The sequence below is a fragment of the Chloroflexota bacterium genome (assembly GCA_026706485.1).
In the GTDB taxonomy this organism is placed as follows: domain Bacteria; phylum Chloroflexota; class UBA11872; order UBA11872; family UBA11872; genus JAJECS01.
In genome coordinates, this window is record JAPOYR010000007.1 from 44,027 (window position 1) to 62,886 (window position 18,860).

Consider the following 18,860-nt stretch of genomic DNA (forward strand, 5'->3'; position numbering starts at 1 on the left):
TCTCCGGGGCTGGGTGGGGTCGTGGGCAGGTGCATGTTAAGGCAGCGTCTTGGGGATTGGGCCGGACTGGACAACCTGAGCGGTCTGCGGCTACTCGAACCACCAGTAGTGCATCGGCGCGAGCCAATACGTCGCCGGGTCCTGTTCCTCTGGAAGCCGCTTGAGCGCGAGGTCGCGCCGCCAGCAACCGCTGAATCCTTCTCGCGCGGCCAGCGCCGCGATCACGGCGTCCCGCTCGTGATCGCTGATTCCGGGCTTGGCGTGGATTCCGAAGCAGCGTTTCAGCTCGTCGAATCGCTTCGGCTCGTCGAAACGGCAGCCCCAGGCTCGCAGGAACAGGCCGGGGTGGGATTCCGTGATGGACAGCTCGGGAAAGCAACAACGCAGCTCGACGGCGAACATGGCGCCTTGCGCCAGAACGGCTCCGTACAGCGAGTTGATGGCGAGCACCTTGCCGGGCGATGCGTTGCCGTACTTGCACCGAAGCCAGCGGTCGGCCTTGCGGTCGCCTCGCTTGGCCGACGACAGCCACATGGGAGCGTCGATGCCTGCGCCCTGTGGCGTGCCCTGGATCCACTCGGCGGCTTCGTGGGCGGATGACACGCAGCCGGTCCTCGTGGCGCCGTCGGCGAAGAGCTCCGCGATGCCGAAGTTGCTTGTTCCGCCCGGATCGGCTCCGATCCAGACTGGCCGGCGGCTCATCAGGCCCTCGCCGAGCGCGGATCGCTCGCGTTTTCAGTCCAGGGAACTAGTAGCCAAATCCCGTCTACTCGGTCGCCAAACTTCCGTTCGTGGTGAGCTTGTCGAACCACGCCCTTCGACAGGCTCAGGGCGAACGGGCCACGTGCGCCTTCCGGGTGGCGAGAGCTGGCTTGCGCTTGAATTGTCGCCAAGGCGGGCCTGATCCTGGACCTAGCCCGCCATGACTCGCGCGTGGATCGAGTTCACCACCGTGTGGGCCGCCAGGGCGGCGCCTTCCTGCCAGCCGGGGAGCGCGGTTATCTGGTCGCCGGCAAAGTAGATGGCGCCGTCGGGGGCGAGGATCTCAGCGGGCGGCTGATAGCTCTCGGGCCAGGCGCCGAGCTGATAGGGCGCCTTGAGCCAGGCGCGGCTGACGCCCGCCTCGATCTCCTGCGCGTAGCCGGGGTGCAGGTGCTCGCCCTCGGCGATGGCAGTCCGCAGGCGCTCCGGTGGGGTCATGTTCGCCCAGCGCTCGCCCTGGCCCGGGAAGTCGTCCCAGATGTAGGCGCCCATGACGACGCCCTTCTCGCGGTGGTACCCGTTGGCCGGATACCAGATTTGGGTGATGTCCTGGTCGGTCCAGGAGATGCCGCCATAGATGGCGTGGTCATCCTCCCAGAACCGGCGGCGTGCCTGGAAGCCGATCTTGACCGCGGGCACGAAGGCGACGGACTCGATGGCGGCCTGGGTCTCGGAGGTGAAATCGTTGGGGATGTCCTTCAGAACCGGCGCGGGGATGGTGCAAATCACGAAGTCGGCGTCGAGGGCTTCGGTGACGCCGCTGCGTTGATTCCGGTGGACCACGCGGGCGCCGTCGGCGGTCTTGCGGATTTCTTCGACGACGCTGTTGTAGCGGATGAGCCGCCGGACCCGCGTCTCGAACGCCTTGGCGATGGCGTCCATGCCGCCCACGGGCTGGAAGAGGGTTGGATTCTGGTCGAGGAATTGGCTGAAGTGGAGCTTGTACTCCCAGAACTCCGAGCGAAGCAGCTCGCTGAAGTCCAGCGGATCGTTGACGTCCCCCGGCGCGAGTCCCGCGTTGACGGTTTCGCCCTGGTAGCCGCCGCGGTTCGAGCCGGCGTAGAGATAGTCGGGATCCAGGCCGCCGAACTCGACGAGCATGGGCAGCAGGCGCTCCTTGTCGTCGGCGGTCAGCGCGTCGTCGAGCGCGTTGCGGTTGATGGCCTTGGCCAGCAACTCCGCGATGTAGCCGCGCTGATCGGTCATCACCCGCCGCCCCACCACGGGCTGCCCGCCGAATCGCTCGGCGTTGTGAAAGAAGGCGGCGCGGTTGTCGTTGGTGAACATCTCGAGCTCGACGCCGAACTCCTTGCAATAACCAAGAATGATCCGGTGGTGGTAGGGAATGCGCGCCGGTCCGAGGTTGGCGTAGAGATGGTCCTCGTGGTCGAAGTCGACCCACTGCCGGCTGTCGACCTCGTGGATCACGTCGCCGGCGCGGGCGGTCAGGTTGCGACCTCCGGCGCGGTTGGTGGCTTCCAGGATGGTGCAGTGATAGCCCGCCTTGGATAGCTCATAGGCCGCCGTCATGCCCGAGATGCCGGCGCCCAGGATTACCACGCGCTTGCCGAAGCCCGAGCCGTCCGGCAGGTCCGGCGTGTCCGCCTTCGCGCTCGCCGGGCCCAACAGGCCCAGCGTGTTCATGGTGTGGTAGGTGGCCGCCACGCCCGCGGCCGAACCGACCAGGCGCAGGAACTGCCGCTTCGTCAGTCGCATCGTCATCGATGACATCGCTTCGTCTCCCCTATGCGCGCCTTCATCGCGCCCGGCGCGCTGGCAATCCTTAACCCGTCATGTGCGGCTGGTAGGACTCATGCACGTTCGTAGAAGTCGATGGCGTTTCCGCCCAGCACGGCTGACGGTTCGCTGTCTGCGACTTTGGGGCATTATGCCTGCGCGTTCCACATCTCGGCGCGGCGCATGAAGACCGTAGGGTCGTCGAGCCATTCGGCGTAGCCGAGACGCCGGTTGTCCGTCAGCCAGGCCATTCGCTCGTCGAGGCAGGACGCCAACGCGGCGTCTTCGACGGCGAGGGTGAAACCGCCGTGCTCGACCCTCTCGTCGAGCGCGGTGACCGCGAACGCGCCGCCGGATGCGCGGGCGGCGTCGCGATTGCCAACCTCGCCCCGGGCGATGGCATCGATCCGACCGTCACGCAGGGCCTGGAGCAGCTCGGTTTCGCCGGCGTCGTCGCCGAGGTAGATCACCTGGGGCAGGTTGTCTGACGGTGGATCGAGCCGTCGGCGGCCGTCGAGGTTCGGTGACGCACCGGCGGCGGTGACCGTATAGGCGGCGCTGCCGTCGGCAACCAACGTGCCACGCGGGGTTTCCACGCGCGTCCCGGCGGTCAGTAAGCCCTGAGCGTCGACGAGACCCGTGAGCTCGAGCAGGCGGGCCTCGCCCGTGGTTCCGGCCAGCGCCCCGACTCGCACATCGCGGTGCAGATCGTCATAGACGGCCAGGCGCTCGGCGTCGGCGGCGCGCACGAGCAGGGACTGACGAAACGTGATGTGGCCGGACGTGAAGACGACGACCGGCCGGCCGACAGCGTCTCGGGTGCGCGAGTCGAGAATCGTGATCCCGCCGCCGATCAGGTCATAGTCGGGGCCGGCGGATTGCAGCCAGATATCGTCCCAGGCGGCGATGCCGCGGCGGACAAACGACAGCCCCGTGTCGTCCATGGCTTCGAGCGCAGTCAGCAGATCGGCTTCGTAGCCTCGGTGGGTATTGAAGCCAGCGGCATTGGGGTCCTCGTCAGCGCTGTAGCTCACCGGGGCAAAGAAGGCGTAGAAGCCAACGGTGAGCGTGCGGTTGTCGTCCGTGCATGCCTTGACGGCGGACGCGCCTTCCCCGCAGGCGACCAAGCCAAGCAGGGCGAGCAGGGCAATGCCACACGCAATCGCCCCGGCAAGCGCGGCCGACGGCGGCGCTACCGTTGCGCGCATGGTCGTGCCAATACGGTGGCCGTGCCCGGCGCGCTCAACGCAGTTGGTAGAAATCCATCGCGTTCCCGCCCAACAGCGCCGCGCGTTCGCTCGGACTCAACCCGCCCAGCGCGGCCGTCACCCGCTCGAACGTGTCCTCGTAGGGAGCGGCCATGAGAGCCACCGGCCAATCGCTGCCCCAGATCAATCGGTCGATGTCGAACGCGTCGAGAACCGTGTCGACCGCCGGCTGGATGGTTTCCGTGGTCGGCGACGAGGGGCATTCGGTGAGCAGGCCCGAGACCTTCACCCGCAGGTGCTCATAGGGCGCCAGCGCGCGCATGCCCTCATGCCACGCCGAGAGGTCGCCCGACTCGAACGGCGGCTTGGCCATGTGATCCACGATCAGCTTCCCGCCGTCGTTTTCGCGCGCGATTGCCGGGATATGGGGCAGGTGCGGCGTTTTCACCAGCAATTCCACGATGTAGCCGCGCGAGACCACGGTGCGGATGCCGCGGCGCACGTCGTCGCGGGCCAGCCAGGCGGTGTCGGGCATGTTTTCGGCGCCGGCGCGCAGGCCCTTGAACCAGGGGCTGAGCGCCAGTTGATCCAGCTTGGCTTCAAGATCCGAGGCCGTGAGATCGAGGTTGGCGATCACGCCGACGACAAAGTCGTACTCGTCGCAGAGGTCCAGGTACCAGGGCTGCTCGGCCCAGGCCGTGCTCGCCTCGACGATGACCGAGCGATGCACCCCGGCGGCGTCCATGTGCGGCTTGAGCGTGGACGGGGTGTAGGTCTGGCGCAGCGTGTCGGGCATCGTGTCGTCCATCCATGGCAAGTGGGACTGTCCGATCACCCAATAGTGGTTGTGGGCGTCGACGACGAGCGGCGCGTCAGGCGTCATGGCTGATCTCTCACACGCGCGGGATGGCCGAGGGTACCAACGCGCTCACCATCAGGTCTCCGACACTGCGTGGTCGGTTATCGGCTTGCCGCAGTGAGGGCATGCCGGCGGTCGCCTCGCGCTCCGCCGGGCCTCGAGTTCGTCCACGAACGCCGAGCCCAGGATGCCGGCCGGCAAGGCGAAGAGCCCGATGCCAAAGAGCGCAACCACGGCGCCCAGGATTCGCCCAAGCGGCGTCGCCGGCGCCAGGTCCCCGTAGCCCACCGTGGTCAGCGTCACCATGCCCCACCACATGGCGGCCGGGATGCTCGAAAAGCCCTCGGGCTGGGCGTCGCGCTCCGCCAGGTACATCAGCACCGACGCCATGAACAGGAGAATGAACGTGACGAACAGCGTGGAGAGCAGGGCGTTCCGCCGGCTGCGGAGGACCGTGCCGATGATCTCCACAGACTCGGAGTAGCGCGTGATCTTGACCAGCCGGAACACCCGCAGCAACCGCAGCGAGCGCACGAAGCGCAGGTCGGCCGTCACCAGCAGCGGGATGTAGAACGGCAGGATGGCGATCAGGTCCATCAGCACCAACGGTTGGACCGCGAACCGTAGCCGTCCCTTCACCGGATGCGCATAGTCGGGGTCTTCCGTGCACGCCCACACGCGCACGAGGTATTCCCCGGTGAAGATCGCCACGGACACGATCTCGAACACCAGAAAGGCGCCGCTGGCCTGCTCGCCCAAGGGCGCGATCGTCTCGAGGGCGATCGCCAGCAGGTTGAGGCCGATGAGCGTGATAAGGGCGGTGTCGAACAGGTGGCTCGGGCGGTCGCCTTCGGGCGTCGGCTCGACGATCTCGTAGGCGCGACGCTTGATCCGGCTATACATCAGGCGCTGATCTCTGCGTTGGTGCGTCTACGGCGTACCGGCCGAGCCGCTCCCTGTCAATCCCGCGGGCGTGTCACTCCGGAACTGTCAGCGGCGCCAGCATCTCGTCGGTGATGAACTTGCCCAGCGAGAAGAGCTTGCGGTCGGTGTACCAGAGGATGCGGCGCCCGTCGCGCTCGGTGAGGCTGGAGTACATGGACAGCCACCACATGTAGAGCGGGAACACGCCCACCTTTTGCGTGTCGAACAGCAGCAGCGGCTCGCTGAACCACACGGGCTGATAGGCGTCGGGGCGGTACTCGCCGACGGCCAGGAACTGCGGGCGGCGGCTCTCCAGCGCGAGCGGGCCCTTGCCGCCGTAGCCCCAGCCGTCGTGGTTCTGAAACAGCAGCAGGTAGCGCCCGTCCTCCAGCCTGTACATCGGCGAGGGCGAATTGGGGTTGAGCATCGGCTCGCCGCCGTCCGTGAAGCGCAGCACCTCGGTGGGGCGCCAGGTGAGGGCCTCGGCATCGTCGGACACCGTGTACCAAAGCTCGCCGTTGGCGGTGCGCATCTCGGCGAAGAGCCGGCCATCCGGCAGCAGCACCAGCCCCGGCTCCTCGCAGAAGGTGTAACCGTCGGACGCCTGCGGCTCGAAGCTGACCGGCACCTGGATGAGGTTCTCGTCCTCGGGCAGCCAGGTGATCCGCACGTCCTTGGGATGCGGGCCGTCGTCGATATTCTCGAAGCGCAGGAACTCGCAGCGAAACTCGCGAAACATGCCGTTGGGCCTGTCGCCCATGTGCGGCACGTAGGGCTTGGGCGTGATGTACTGCGCCGCCCAGCGGGTGAGCGCCACGACGTGACGGCCCTTGGCGTCGCGAATGGGCTTCTGCCACACGATCCCCATCGGCGGCACCGCGGGGTCCGGGTGGTCGATGGGCGTGCGGCGGTACTCGATGTCGACCCCGCCGTCGATCCAGGTGTGGCCGTCGTCGTCCGAGTAGCGGCAGCGCAAGTGGGCGTTGAGGGCGTTTTCGCCGTAGCCGACGGAGCGGTTGTAGTAGCAGTAGATGCGCCCGCTGGACGCGATGACGGGAAAGCCGAAGCTGCTCACCTGGCCGGCCGGCCCGGCCGGGTGAATCTGCGCGGGCTCGGTCCAGGTGTGACCGTGGTCCGAGCTGCGGGCGAAGTAGACGCCGTAGTCGCGGGCGTCCGGCTCGTAGGCCAGGGTCCAGATCGCGAGCAGATCGCCGCCCGGCGTGTAGTCGACCAGCACGTGGTCCTGGTGCTCGGGGTGTTCGGGCACCCGCGTGGGCAGGTGCAGCACCAGGTCCGGGTCCGTGCGCCGCCAGTCCTTGCTGTAGCAGGCGTAGTCGCCTTCAACCGGCATTGGCGCCCTCCATTCGGTAGCTTCGTGCGACGGGCCTAGGGTATGCGCGAGCGCCTCCCCGTTCGTGGTGAGCCTGTCGAACCACGCCCTTCGACGGGCTCAGGGCGAACGGAACTGTAGTCGCCTGCTTGGTGCGCGTCCCTGAGGCTCGCGCATGCGCCCCAGACTCATCGGAGTTTCGGGCTAGGCCTCGTCGCAGTGGAACACGCCGACGCTCCAGGGCTTCATCGTGACCGGGAAGCCGTTGTCCACGATGGCGACCGGGGCGTGGGCGATGAGGTCCGTGACCTCCGATACCGCCCAAGCCGGGCGCAGCGTGGCCGAGGCCGCCTGCCGCGACAGGTTCTGCACAAAGACGAGCCAGCCGCCCTGCTTCGATCGTCGGCGGACCGGCACGATGGGGTCGCCGTCAACCGCGACGGGGGCGCTGACGCCCGCGGCGTCAGCGGCCGCTTGCACGACCGCCGGAATGGCGACGTCGTCGAATCCGGCCGACAGGGTCAGGCCATACCAGGTGATGCGGCCGTCACCGCTGCGCACGGCCACGGTGTGATCACCGATTCGCGCGACGGCTTCGGTCGAGCCCTGCGGCTCGAGGAGGGCGTAGCCGCAGGTGGTGGTGATGGGCACCGGGCCGTGGGGGGTCTCCAGGACGTTCCGCCCGTTCGCGATGTCGCTCTCGGTCACCGCCGAGAAGTCTGCCACACGCACGCCGATCCGGTCGGCAAAGCCCTCCGGCGGGTTGTAGCTGGACTGACCGTTGTGCGAGTAGGTCCCGAAGCTGCCCTCGATGAGCACCTGCATCTCCGGGTTTTCGTCCAGCGCGCGCACCAGGTGGTCTCGCGTCGCGTCGTCCATCAGCGCCACGTTCGGCAGCACCAGCAGCCGGTAGCCCGACCAGTCCATTTTGGGCGTCACCGGGTCAGCCGGGATGCCCCGCAGCCAGAGCGTGCGGTAGACGCCACGAAAGTCGGCCAGGAAGCGCTCGTCCTGCTGGCCGAACTGGAACAGCTCGTGCGAGTGGGCGTCGTAGACGATGGCCACGTCGGCGCGCGGCGCCTCCAGCGGCAGGTGGTCGCTCAGCCCCTCGATCTGTTCCAGCGCCTCGACCACCGCGCGGAAGCGGGGTGTCGGCTCGCCGTCCAGGGCCACCATGTTGTAGCCGGGCGACTCGAAGCTCAGGTACTCCGGCCGGTATTGCCAGAACATGGCGCCGGCCGCGCCGCCAATCAGCGTCATCCAGAGCAGCATGGTCTGCTCACAGGGGTGCGACTGCTTGTTCCAGGTCACGCCCCCGCGGGACATGCCAGCGTAGATCTCCTCGTTCCACCACCGCCCGTTGCGGCCCACCTGGCGCGACCAGTCGAAGCCCAGCGCCCGGTCGGCGATGAGGTTCGGATCGTCCACCGTGAGCAGGTGGTTGGACGCCATGGACATGCCCCAGCTGTCCACCAGGGGCGCGCAATATTCGTCCTTGGGCTGCGGGCGCCAGCCGCCGTGAGCGCGCTTTTCGTGCACCGGATCGATGGAGTTCGCCAGGTCCATCATCCACTTCAGGTAGTTGGCGATGTTCTCGTGATGGAAGCGCCGGTACCAGCGCATTTCGACGACGTTGCGGTTGGATCGCGGCGGCTCGACGTCTTCCCAGCGGCGGAAGCGGCGGTCGAACACGGCGTTGAGCTCGTCAAGGGTGAACTGCTCCCGCAGCCACGCCTTGTACAGCGCGAGCGTGTGCACGCAGTAGCAGGGGAAGCCTTCACCCTGGGCCGCCCAGGCCGACGACAGGTTTGGCCCGTCCCAGATGCCCCAAATGAGCAGATTGGGCCGGTCCTTGTAGCGGTTGATGGCGTGCCGCAGGAAGTCGCCGGCCAGACGGCGAAACTCGGGGTGGTCGAAGCAATGGACCTGGGCGCCCTGGGCATAGGCCGGGTGCGCGTCCTGGACGACGAGCTCGTTGCGATAGTTGACGACTTGCATGTCGGGGTAGTGGCGCAGCAGCCAGTCGGGACCGGCGCCGTGGGTGGCCGTGGGCACGTCGAGCCAGACATAGAGCCCGTGCTTTTCGGCGGTGTCGAAGAGCAGGTCGATGTCGTCCATCTCGTAGTGGCCCGGGCTCGGCTCGAACCACTGCCAGTAGGGAAACGAGCGCACGATGCGCAGCCCGGCGGCGCTCAGACGCGCAAAGTCTTCGTCCCAGACCTCGGGCTTGGGCGTGGGCGGGCGGTAGTACTCCACCCCCACGGGAAACGGCACGCCGGGGATGCCGAATCGATTGTCCTGGGCCATCACGCCACCCCCACGCCACCGTCACCACGTGCCGCGCATGGTACCCGCCGGCAGGATTCCTGGTCAGTCAAACAGCCATGGTGAGGAGGCGGTCTGGGTTAGGCTGTGCCGAGTGCGGATTCCTGGTGTGGCCGCCGTGAGCAAGTACGATCCCTTGCGCCAGTTTCTGGCGGACCGCCGCGACAGCGAGTGGCGAGCGACCTTCGCCGACGTCGAAGGGGTTCTTGGATTCACGCTGTGTGATTCCGCCCGAAAGCACCCTGCGTGGTGGGCAAACAGCACCAGCCATCCTGAGGCGCGTTCCGGCTGGCTTGCAGCGGGGTGGAAGACCGTCGATGTCGATCTGGGCGGGGAGCGCCTGGTGTTCGTGCGGCAGACATGACCCGAACAGGGCAGCTGGCACCAGATCTATCCGATCAATCATCTGGTCGAGTAAGGCACGCGCAATCACGACAGTCGTCATCTACTGCAATCTGCACGAGGGTTTAGCTTGCGGCTGATCGTGACGCTATACCACCTCGCAAAGAGCTGGTTCCTGTTGGCACGGATCGACCAAACCATATTGTATATGGGGACAGGGTGTAGGTTCGTAACGATGGTCTGGGCTCGAAGACTGTATGGGCCAATTGCGCTCCTCTACATTTTCTCAATCGCCGGTATATATCTGCAAAGTGTTGAGGAGCGATATGGGCTGATTCTATTGATCCCAATCGCCGCAATCTCAATTGCCCGCGCAGTTTTTCCTGACATTACCAACCAGTCCTTACAAAGAGAGATCTTTCGGTGTGCATATCATGCCGATATGAAGTCACAAGCTGCGCACGTCAATATCAATAAACTCATGCATAAGCAAGGGGAGAAACCGGTTCCACTTCCTGTGGGCGGCGACTTTCGTCGAATGCAGGAGTCTCTAACGAATCAAGTGAAGTACTACAACGCACTCAAGGGAGACGCAGCAGCGGCCATAGGCGGTCTGTTCCTGCGGCGGTGAGGAGCATCGGCCAGAGTCTTTCTAGCCGATCCGGACGTCACAGCTCGCAGCGTTTGACATTGGAAGGTCATGGCAGTCCGTTCGCGCCGCTGCTTGGGACGGACTAGGCTGCGGCTACCTGGGCGGTGCGCGTCCGGGGTGATGGCGAGCGGGGTGTGTCATGCCGGTCGAGGGCGACTACGAGTGCTTCAGCGACGATTGGCGCCGCACGAATCCTGACCTGGTCTTCTTCCTGCCCAAGCAGCCGCCCGAGTGGGTGGAGGCGGTAGATCACGTGCTGGTGTCCGAGACGCCGGGCGGCGATCTGCTGGCCATCTGGACCTATGGCACCAAGGCGGACGCCTCGGACCACACGGTGCTCTATGCGCGCAGCGAGGACGGCGGGCGCATCTGGTCCGAGCCGGGTGAGTTCGACCCGCCGGGACCCAAACCCGGCCAGGCGTCGTGCTTCGGGTTTCCGGTGATCAGCCGCACGGGCCGCATCTATGCCTTCTACAACAAGGGGACAGGCATCGGGCTGAGCTATCAGACCAGCTTCCTGCGCTGCAGCTATTCCGACGACGACGGTCGCACCTGGACGCCGGGCGGCGTGGACATTTCCTACCGACGCACGATCCTGAGCCATCCCGACCCGAGCATTGGCACGAACTCGATCGTGTGGCAGAAGCCGATCCGGGACGCGCTGGACCGGGTGCTGGTGGGCTACACCGAGTGGGCCTCGCCGGCGGCGCGGCAGGTGACCGGAGTGCGCCGGCCGGACGGCAAGGTGCAGTACTACCGCAGTGACTGCCGCTGCCAGTTCATGCGCTTCGACAACATCGACGAGGACCCCGAGCCGCGCGACGTGAAAATCACGTGGCTGCCGGACGACGAAGAGCTGATCACGGTGCCGCTCGAAAGCGACCCGGAGGCCCCAGAAGGCTCGTCGTTCTGCCAGGAACCGGCGCCGGTGCTGCTGCCCGACGACCGGCTGTTCACGGTGATGCGCACGCGAAACGGACAGATCTGGTACACGGTTTCGGACGACCACGGCCACTCGTGGCGGCCCACCGAGATGCTGCGCTACAAGGACGGCGGCGAGCCGATGGAGAACCCGGTGTCGCCGACGCCGCTCTACCGCCTCAACGACGGACGCTATCTCCAACTGCTCCAGAATCACGACGGGTACGGCTACGGTGCGGTGGGCATCGGCGACTCGAACAGCAGCCGCCGGCCGCAGTTCATTTCGCTGGGCGAGTACCGCCCCGACGCGCACCAGCCGATCTGGTTCAGCGACCCGGTACTGCTCTTCGACACCAACTGCGTGGGCGTGCCACCGTTCTACAAATGGTGGCTCTCGATGTACGCCAGCCTGACGGAGCTGAACGGCGAGCGGATTTTTTGGTACTCGGACCGCAAGGTCTTCGGGCTGGGCCGCTACATCACGGACGAGATGCTGGCGGAGATGCCGGTGCCGGAGTGAGGTGAGGCTTCGCTAGTAGGAGTTGGTAATGGCGCTCTGGACTGATGAGGCAAGAAGGCGTGCGGCTGCTGAAGAGTGGGAGTTGCTTGACGAAGTGCCAGGACGTATCCAGTGCGACCTGAGTCACGGTTGGATTCCGGAGCACTCACACGCTCTGCGAATTCGTGGCACGCGGACTGGAATGACACTTGTCGTCGGGCGAGGCGTTGCGCGCAAGTACTTCAACATTCCTCCGAATCGCTTGGATGACCTGCTAGCGACGCTGGACCGAGCGCAGTAGCAGTTGCACATGGCGTAACACGCCGATTGGCGCTCTTGCCGAAACTCCGACCGGCGTTGGATACAAGGGCTCTTAGCGCCGCCTACTCTCCCTCGCTCTCAGGCGGTGGTCACCTCGACTCGTAGGCTGCGCCCAACGGCTCGAAGAGCCTTGTGGACCTGGCTGACGTGGGAGCGGTGGTCTGGGTTGGTGAGCTTGCGCGCCGCCGACTCGCTGATGCCCAGCCTGCGGGCAAGTTCCACCTTTGTGATGCGCTGAGCTCGCATGGCCGAATACAGGGCAAGCTTGGCGGCGACGACCGGAGACACGGGGACCAACGCCTGACCATCTACCGCTTCGCTGGGCGCGGGGATCTCCTGCTTTTGATGCACGTAGCCGGCCAGGGCGGCGGCGAGGGCGTCCTCGGCCATCGCCAGGGCTTCGGAACGGTCCGCGCCGCCAGTGATTGCTTCGGGCACATCGGGGAAGGTGGCGATCAAGCTGCCGTCGTCCACCGGCGTGAGCTCGCAGGGGTAGGCATAGGTCATGGTTCAGAATTCCTCCCGGTCAATGTTCAGTTGCCGCAGCATGGCGGCCACCAGACCCTTCGACAGCTCGCCTTGTTTCACCGTGGTGAATCGGGAACCAATGTAGAGACGGCCGTGGCTGCCCTTACCGTGAGCCGGATCGAAATGGGATTCCTGTCCCGTGGCGCGGGCATACCGCCGTGCCCGCCTGATGAACTCGCGGCTGGTCACGACGGATTATCGCACCTAAAGGTGCGATCAACAATGGCTACCAGCAACCAGAATTCCCTTCGACACTAGGCCTCGATGTGCAGCGACAGGTGATCGCCCGCGCCGACTAGGCGCGCGGGGACAAACTCCGCCCGTCCCACGTTGGTGAGCTCGAAGGCGCGCAGGTTGACCTCGCCGCCGAGGACGTCGAGGCGCACATTCCAGCCTTGGTCGTCCCTGGTGCGCGTGCAGGTGCCCCAGGCGGAGCCGTTGGACCAGAAGACCGTGCCGGGGGCGGCGGCGAAGCGCATCTCGCCGCGGACCGCGGAATGGCTAAAACCAGCGACGGCGACGACCGCTCCCCAGGCGGCCATGGCGCGGGCGTAGTGATGGCCGTACTCCGGTTCGTCGAAGGGATTGCGCCGGGCGCCGTCATGCCGGGCGCGCACGGCCTCGATCACCCGCAGCGCGGCGTCCGGCTGGCCCTCCTGCAACATGCCGACGGCGGCGGTGTACTCGAGGCCGGACCAGACCTCGTTGCAGTAGGGGAACGGGCGCTCGGGGCGATCGCCGCGCGGATAGGCGGCGATAACGAGACCGGCTTCGTCGGCGAGGGCGTAGCTGCGGAAGTGGTTGACGTGGCCCCGCATCGACGGGCGGAAGTTTTGGCGCATGATGGAACACAGCGTCGCGGCCACGTGGTCGGGATCGAGCAGGGGGCCGAGTCCGCTGAGGCGGGCGGCGGCCTGACCGACGAGCTGGCCCACGAGGCAGCCGCTGCCGACCTGGTGCTCGGGGGCCTCGAGGTTTTGGGCAGCGTACTTCTCGGGTCGCCGCAGCCCGGGGGCGATGCGCGAGCGGTCGGACTGCGGCCGGATCTGGTGCTCGTAGTAGTCGCCGTTGAAGAGGTTGCCGTCGATCCAGGCGTGGCCCTGTTCGAACAGGCGGCGGCACTCGGCGGCGAACTCGGTCTCGCCGAGGTGCGCCGCCATCTCCTCCCCGGCACGCAGCGCGGCCAGGTACCAGCCGCCGATCTCGGGGTTGGGGCCGAAGTACTCCACGTCCATGGTGTTGTGCTGGCAGCCCTCCATGACGCCGTCGCGGTCGGCGTCCCAGCCGCCCTCGATCCAGCAGAACTCCAGCGCGCGGCGGGCGCCGGGCCAGACGCGCCGCAGGAAGTCGTCGTCACCGCTGAGCTGCCAGTCGCGGTAGAGCTTGACCAGGCAGCCGAGCTGGCCGTCGGCGGCGGCCAGACCCCAGTCGGACGAGCGCCCACGGGGGAGCGCCGCGCGGAACTCCATGTGGCCGTCGCTGCCGGTGGATTCGTTGAACTCGACCTCGCGCATAACGCGGGCCAGGTCGCCGAAGAGAAAGCCCGTGGCGTGCTCGTAGTTCCAGACGTGCGTGCAGGTGCCGAAGCCCGCGCCCGCGTCGTCGAAGCAGCCCTCGAAGCCGTAGAGGCCGCCATCGGCGCTGCGAAAGGCGGTCTGCGAGCGCAGGGTGCTGAGGTTGAACAGCGCGGCTTCCTTGATCGCGTCAGGGATGTCGGCGTCACAAAAGGCGCGCACGAACCGGACGGTGTCTCGCTCGAGGTCGGGCAGGCGGGCGGCGGCGTCCTCGGCGGCGGCCCAGGCGTCGGGGACGCGGGTGGCGTAGTGATTCCCGACCCAGTCGGCGCGGTCGTCGCCGGTGCGCATGACGTCCCAGGTGAGACGGTTGGGGAAGTGCCAGGCGAGCAGGAAGGTGACGGCGCGCTCTTCGCCCGGACCCAGGTCCACGGCGGCGGCAAGAGAGGCCGTGGGTGAATCGGCGGCGCCGGGCGGACGGTCGACCAGCCGCCCGTCCGCGCTGAAATCGTCCCAGAAGTCGAGCAGCGCGTCGCCCCAGGGAACGTCGTACCAAGCCGTGCGCGCGGTGACCGTGTGATCGGGGGCGTCGAGGACCGTGAGGGCCAGGATCCCCCCCTGCTCGGCGTCGGCGGGAACGCCGTCGGAGCGCATATCGAGCCCGCGGAGGCCATTGCCCAGGCGCCAACGGTTGACGTTGCGCTTCGGCTCGCCGTGCTTGCCGTCTGTGCCGATGAAGTTGGCCAAGGCGGCGCAGACCGAGACTCGAACGGGAACGTTTGACGGGTTGGCGGCCACCCAGCGCAGGACGGCCACGGGCAGGCCGCTGTCGTCGGCGCGGCCGGGGATCAGCGGGTTGAAGGCTTCGAGGCGGAGGTCAACGGGAATGTCCGGATCCTGCAGGCACACCTGCGCCAGCGGATAGGCGGCGTGGAACGATGCGTCGGCGAAGCGCGGCAGGCCGTGGTGGGGGACAGGGGAGCCGAGCGTCCCCTCGTAGTCGACCGGGTCGAGGTCGCGCTCCAGCAGCCGCGTGACGGGTTGCCGGTCCTGGGCTTGCACACGGACGGCGAAGAAGGCGCGGGGCTCGGTCATGTTGCGCGTGATGGGCACGTTGGGGACGAAGCCCTTGGCGGGTCGGTTGACGATTTCCCAGTCGCGCAGATCGCCGCGTCCGCCTAGCGAGACGGTACCCGTGCCGATGCCGCCAATAGGCATGGCCACGCGCCGCAAGCGGGCGCCGCGATAGCTGCGCAGCACGGGCCAGGCGGGGTTGAGGTCCGGTCCGTTCTGGGGCATGTAGGAATCGTGCCTTACGTGCGCGGGCGCGTCAGCATCGGCATCGGGCACGCGCGGCATGCGTTACGTCGCGGGCCATGGGTATGGACGACCAGGGGAAGGATCGAACAGCTTCGCCAACCCGTTGTGGTTCGACTGGCTCACCACGAACGGGTTGGCGAAGCGTATTGGCTGTGGTCGATGGGGAAGCGCTGTTCATGAGTGCGTGGCGCATGGGCGCCGCGGCGCGTTCTATTTGGGGAAAGAGCTGCCAGGGCGCTGGAGTTCACAAAGGAGAAGCAAGCGATGCCCAAGCCCACCAAGAAGCTCAAGCTGCCGCATCCAGAGCTCACAGAGCTGATCGCAGCCCTCAAGGCCAACGTGACCCGTGTGGATTCGTGCGAGGTGGATCGGACCGAGGTCCGCTATTTCATCTGCGATCCGTGGCCCGAGTGGGCGGATCTCGCCATGTACGACGAGGACGGCAACATCTACCTCCCCGAGAGTTTCGTGAACGCCGAGCCGGAATTCGCCTACCTGGTGGTGCTGCATGAGCACGTCGAGATCGCGCACAAGCTGGCGGGGCGATCCCACGCCTACGCCCATCGCCGGGCCTACCTGGCGGAGCTGCTGTCGGCGAAGGAGACGTTTACCGGGCCCGGTGAGCTGCGGCAGTTCCTCAAGCGGAGAATCGGGGGATACCCCGACTGGAAGGTGCCCAACAAGGCTGAGGTCGAGGAGCGGCTCTACGAGCTGCTGCAGGCCCCGAGGCCTTTGCGGGGCCGGCTCATCGAGGTGATGAGGAAGGCGAGGCTGTAGGGCGGGCGCGGGTACCGCGTTGGCGCACCATATCGGTGGCAGCTTGCCGTTGTGGTGCGACTGGCTCACCACGAACGGGTGGGCGGCATGGTTGTGCGCGGGCGAGTTTGAAACTCGCCCCTACCGGCGGACGCTGGCTCGGCCCGATGGTCTATGGTCGTCTGATTCGGGCGAAGCGCGGACGATTGCAGAGGAGCCACGCATGAGCGGCGTTTACATCGCGCTGCTGCGGGCCATCAACGTCGGCGGCACCAAGAAGCTGCTGATGGCGGAGCTGCGGGCGATGTTCGAGGCGGCGGGTTGCGCGGACGTGCGCACGTATATCCAAAGCGGGAATGTGGTGTTCCGGGCGGAGCCGGCGCTGGCGGCGCGTATTCCAGAGCTCATTGAAGCGGAGATTGCCGCCACCAAGGGATTCCAGGTTCCCGTCGTGACGCGGTCGGCGGCGGAATTGGGCGCGGTGGTGGACGGCAATCCGTTTCTGGCGGCGGGGGCGGACCCGGCGAAGCTTCACGTGGGGTTCCTGGCGGAGGAACCCAGTGCGGCAAGGATCGCCGAGCTCGGTCCGGACCGCTCCCCGCAGGACGCCTTCGAGGTGAGGGGACGCGATGTCTATTTGCACTTCCCGAACGGCACGGCGCGGTCGAAGCTGACGGTCGACTACTTCGACCGGACGTTGGGCACGACGATCACCATTCGCAACTGGCGAACGGTCGGGAAGCTGCTCGAGATGGTCGGCGGCGACTAAGGCAGCGAAACGCCGGTGCGCGGACCGACGCCCGGAGTGGCTGGATTCCGGCTTCCGCCGGGATGACGAACAAAGCGGCTGCTCGGTGAGACCCCCAAACCGCGGGACTCCAGAAGTCAACAGCGCCGGATTTGTGCTGCGGGAACGGTGCGGCGTAAGGTGCGGCAATCACCGTGGCGCCGGGCCTGCCGCGCGAGTGGGGCGTGAGCGGCCGCGGTCCTTGCTGAGGGCGAGGTGCCTATGACCGACCGCATCGCCGACCGCGGGTTGGTCAACGACCCGGTCTACATCACCGACCTGAGCGCCGTGGAGCCGGCGGACGCCGTGGGCCCGGTGCCGGCATTCCATCGCTGGCGCGCGATGTCGTACACCGCCGGCGATTTGAGCGGCCAGATGCTGCTGGCGGGTCCCGAGACGGCCGCGCCGGACGTGACGCTGGACCTGAACGCGAGCGGTTGGCACGCGATCACGCTGGGTGTGATGCCGCCGCCGGGTTACGAAGGCGCCCCATCGAAAGTGCTGGCGCGCCTGAGCGGCGATGCGACGCCGACGATGCTCACGGCGCAGCCGGCGCATCCCGAGATCGGGCACGACCTGCAACTCGTCGAGCTGTACTGGCGCACGGCCGATTTGACCGGCCAACAACTGGTGCTGGGGCAGCCGCAGTGGCAGACGGCGCCGGTGGATGCGGTGGGCGCCTGGCGGTCGGAGATCGTGCGTATTGCTTATGTCAAGCTGGTGCCACTGTCCGACGCCGAGGCCGCCGAGGCGCAAACCGAGCGCCAGCGCACTGACACCCGCACACTCTTCGCCCACCAGGACGCGCACGGACCGCACTACCTGTGGCGGTTGACGGATGCCGAGGGCATCCGGCGCGAGATCGAGCCCTATCGCCACACGGACTTCTCCCGCATGTATTGGGAGGCCGGCGAAGGCGACATCAGCTATTACTTCAGCAAATTCGCGCGCTGGTGCACGTTCGACGAGGCCGAGGACTTTGCGCGCGTGGGGGACCGGCTGCACGCCGAGAGCTGGCGGGAGTATCGCGAGCTGGGCGAGGACCCGCTCGATATCGCCATCGAGCACTGTCACGACGTCGGGTTGGAGATTCACGCATCCTACCGGGTCGCCGGATTCCTGTACCCGCCGCCGATGGACCACTTCAACGTGGGCGACTCGTTCGCCGCGGCGCATCCGGAATGGCGCGGGGTGGATCGCAACCGCCAGACGACGCCGCGCATCGCCTACTCCTACCCCGAGGTGCGGGCCTACATAGTTTCGCTGCTGCGCGAGATGGCCGAGCGGCCCATCGACGGGGTGTGCCTGCTCTACAACCGGCGCCTGCCGCTGGTGGAGTACGAGCCGCCGGTGGTGGCGGCCTTCCAGGAGGAATACGGCCTCGATCCGCACGCGCTGCCGGCGGACGACGAGCGCTGGCTGCGGTTCCGCGCGCGCGAGCTCACCCAGTTCATGCGCGAGGTGCGGCAGGCGATGGATGAGATGGGCGCGGTGCACGGCAAGCGACTTGGCGTCTCGGCCGTGGTGGTGAGCAGCGAGCAGGAGAACCTGCAGAACGCGATCGACCTGGGAGCCTGGGTCGAGGAGGGCATCGTCGACACGCTGATTCCGTTCACCTCGGTGCCGATGGGTGAGTCGCGCGAGGAGTCCTGGGAGGATCCGGCGGATCTGGCGTATTTCGTAGACCTGGTGCGCGGGACGGACTGCGTGCTGGCGCCGGGGATGTTGCCGCGCCACCGCCCGCCCGAGGACGTGCGCCGCCAGGCGGCGGGCATCTACGGCGCGGGCGCCGATCACCTGTTCTTCTGGGACTCGGCGGGCGGCTCCGGCCGCGCGAATTTCGGCGCGATGTGGAACGCGCTGCGGCGGCTGGGGCACCGGGACGAGATCGAGGCCTGGCGCGCGGCGGGCGAGCCTTCCCTGCAACCCACCGCGCAAAACGTGGACGTGCTGGACGACTGGGACCTGTCCTACACGACGCCGGGATGATGGTGGCTGTTGGCCGTGTGCCGAATCACCCTCACCCCGGCCCTCTCCCGTCGAGGGAGAGGGGGGCGGATGACCCTCACCTCAGC

16 protein-coding genes are annotated in these 18,860 nt (G+C 67.1%); 6 read left to right on the forward strand and 10 right to left on the reverse strand.

Features of this window, described 5'->3' with window-relative positions:
* Positions 1-90 precede the first annotated feature (90 nt).
* The 7 genes from OXG79_05840 to OXG79_05870 form a co-directional block, all read right to left on the reverse strand.
* Positions 91-702: a hypothetical protein gene (locus OXG79_05840; GenBank protein MCY3783289.1), complete on the reverse strand. Its 612-nt coding sequence runs from the start codon at positions 700-702 to the stop codon at positions 91-93.
* Between the two features lie 210 nt (positions 703-912).
* Positions 913-2,493, reverse strand: coding sequence for a flavin monoamine oxidase family protein (locus tag OXG79_05845; protein ID MCY3783290.1), 1,581 nt, complete (start codon positions 2,491-2,493; stop codon positions 913-915).
* Between the two features lie 155 nt (positions 2,494-2,648).
* Positions 2,649-3,707, reverse strand: a complete 1,059-nt coding sequence (locus OXG79_05850) for a transporter substrate-binding domain-containing protein (GenBank protein MCY3783291.1) — start codon at positions 3,705-3,707, stop codon at positions 2,649-2,651.
* A 34-nt stretch (positions 3,708-3,741) separates the two neighbouring features.
* On the reverse strand, positions 3,742-4,590 hold the full coding sequence (locus tag OXG79_05855) for an amidohydrolase family protein (GenBank protein MCY3783292.1): 849 nt from the start codon (positions 4,588-4,590) through the stop codon (positions 3,742-3,744).
* 51 nt (positions 4,591-4,641) lie between these two features.
* Complete coding sequence (locus OXG79_05860) at positions 4,642-5,469, reverse strand: ion transporter (protein MCY3783293.1); 828 nt, start codon at positions 5,467-5,469, stop codon at positions 4,642-4,644.
* Positions 5,470-5,542: 73 nt separating this feature from the next.
* Positions 5,543-6,841 (reverse strand): exo-alpha-sialidase, encoded by a 1,299-nt coding sequence (locus OXG79_05865; protein MCY3783294.1) that lies wholly within the window; start codon positions 6,839-6,841, stop codon positions 5,543-5,545.
* 183 nt (positions 6,842-7,024) lie between these two features.
* Positions 7,025-9,127: a beta-galactosidase gene (locus OXG79_05870; protein MCY3783295.1), complete on the reverse strand. Its 2,103-nt coding sequence runs from the start codon at positions 9,125-9,127 to the stop codon at positions 7,025-7,027.
* Positions 9,128-9,263: 136 nt separating this feature from the next.
* Here OXG79_05870 and OXG79_05875 point away from each other — a divergent pair, with 136 nt between their 5' ends.
* From OXG79_05875 to OXG79_05885, 3 genes are all read left to right on the forward strand, one after another.
* Positions 9,264-9,509, forward strand: a complete 246-nt coding sequence (locus OXG79_05875; GenBank protein MCY3783296.1) for a hypothetical protein — start codon at positions 9,264-9,266, stop codon at positions 9,507-9,509.
* Positions 9,510-9,617: 108 nt separating this feature from the next.
* Complete coding sequence (locus OXG79_05880) at positions 9,618-10,118, forward strand: hypothetical protein (GenBank protein ID MCY3783297.1); 501 nt, start codon at positions 9,618-9,620, stop codon at positions 10,116-10,118.
* Positions 10,119-10,278: 160 nt separating this feature from the next.
* A complete protein-coding gene (locus tag OXG79_05885) occupies positions 10,279-11,580 on the forward strand; it encodes an exo-alpha-sialidase (GenBank protein MCY3783298.1) in 1,302 nt (433 codons plus the stop codon).
* Positions 11,581-11,958: 378 nt separating this feature from the next.
* On the opposite strand, the gene OXG79_05890 is transcribed toward OXG79_05885, so the two are convergent.
* The 3 genes from OXG79_05890 to OXG79_05900 all read right to left on the reverse strand — a co-directional run bounded on the left by OXG79_05890 (position 11,959) and on the right by OXG79_05900 (position 15,221).
* Complete coding sequence (locus OXG79_05890; GenBank protein ID MCY3783299.1) at positions 11,959-12,387, reverse strand: hypothetical protein; 429 nt, start codon at positions 12,385-12,387, stop codon at positions 11,959-11,961.
* Positions 12,388-12,390: 3 nt separating this feature from the next.
* A complete protein-coding gene (locus OXG79_05895; protein ID MCY3783300.1) occupies positions 12,391-12,597 on the reverse strand; it encodes a hypothetical protein in 207 nt (68 codons plus the stop codon).
* A 65-nt stretch (positions 12,598-12,662) separates the two neighbouring features.
* On the reverse strand, positions 12,663-15,221 hold the full coding sequence (locus OXG79_05900; protein MCY3783301.1) for a GH116 family glycosyl-hydrolase: 2,559 nt from the start codon (positions 15,219-15,221) through the stop codon (positions 12,663-12,665).
* A gap of 285 nt (positions 15,222-15,506) precedes the next feature.
* Here OXG79_05900 and OXG79_05905 point away from each other — a divergent pair, with 285 nt between their 5' ends.
* The 3 genes from OXG79_05905 (at position 15,507) to OXG79_05915 (ending at position 18,774) form a co-directional block, all read left to right on the forward strand.
* On the forward strand, positions 15,507-16,019 hold the full coding sequence (locus OXG79_05905) for a hypothetical protein (GenBank protein MCY3783302.1): 513 nt from the start codon (positions 15,507-15,509) through the stop codon (positions 16,017-16,019).
* 202 nt (positions 16,020-16,221) lie between these two features.
* Positions 16,222-16,767, forward strand: a complete 546-nt coding sequence (locus tag OXG79_05910; GenBank protein MCY3783303.1) for a DUF1697 domain-containing protein — start codon at positions 16,222-16,224, stop codon at positions 16,765-16,767.
* 240 nt (positions 16,768-17,007) lie between these two features.
* Entirely contained in the window at positions 17,008-18,774 is a 1,767-nt protein-coding gene (locus tag OXG79_05915) for a family 10 glycosylhydrolase (GenBank protein MCY3783304.1), read from the forward strand.
* Positions 18,775-18,860: the final 86 nt, after the last annotated feature.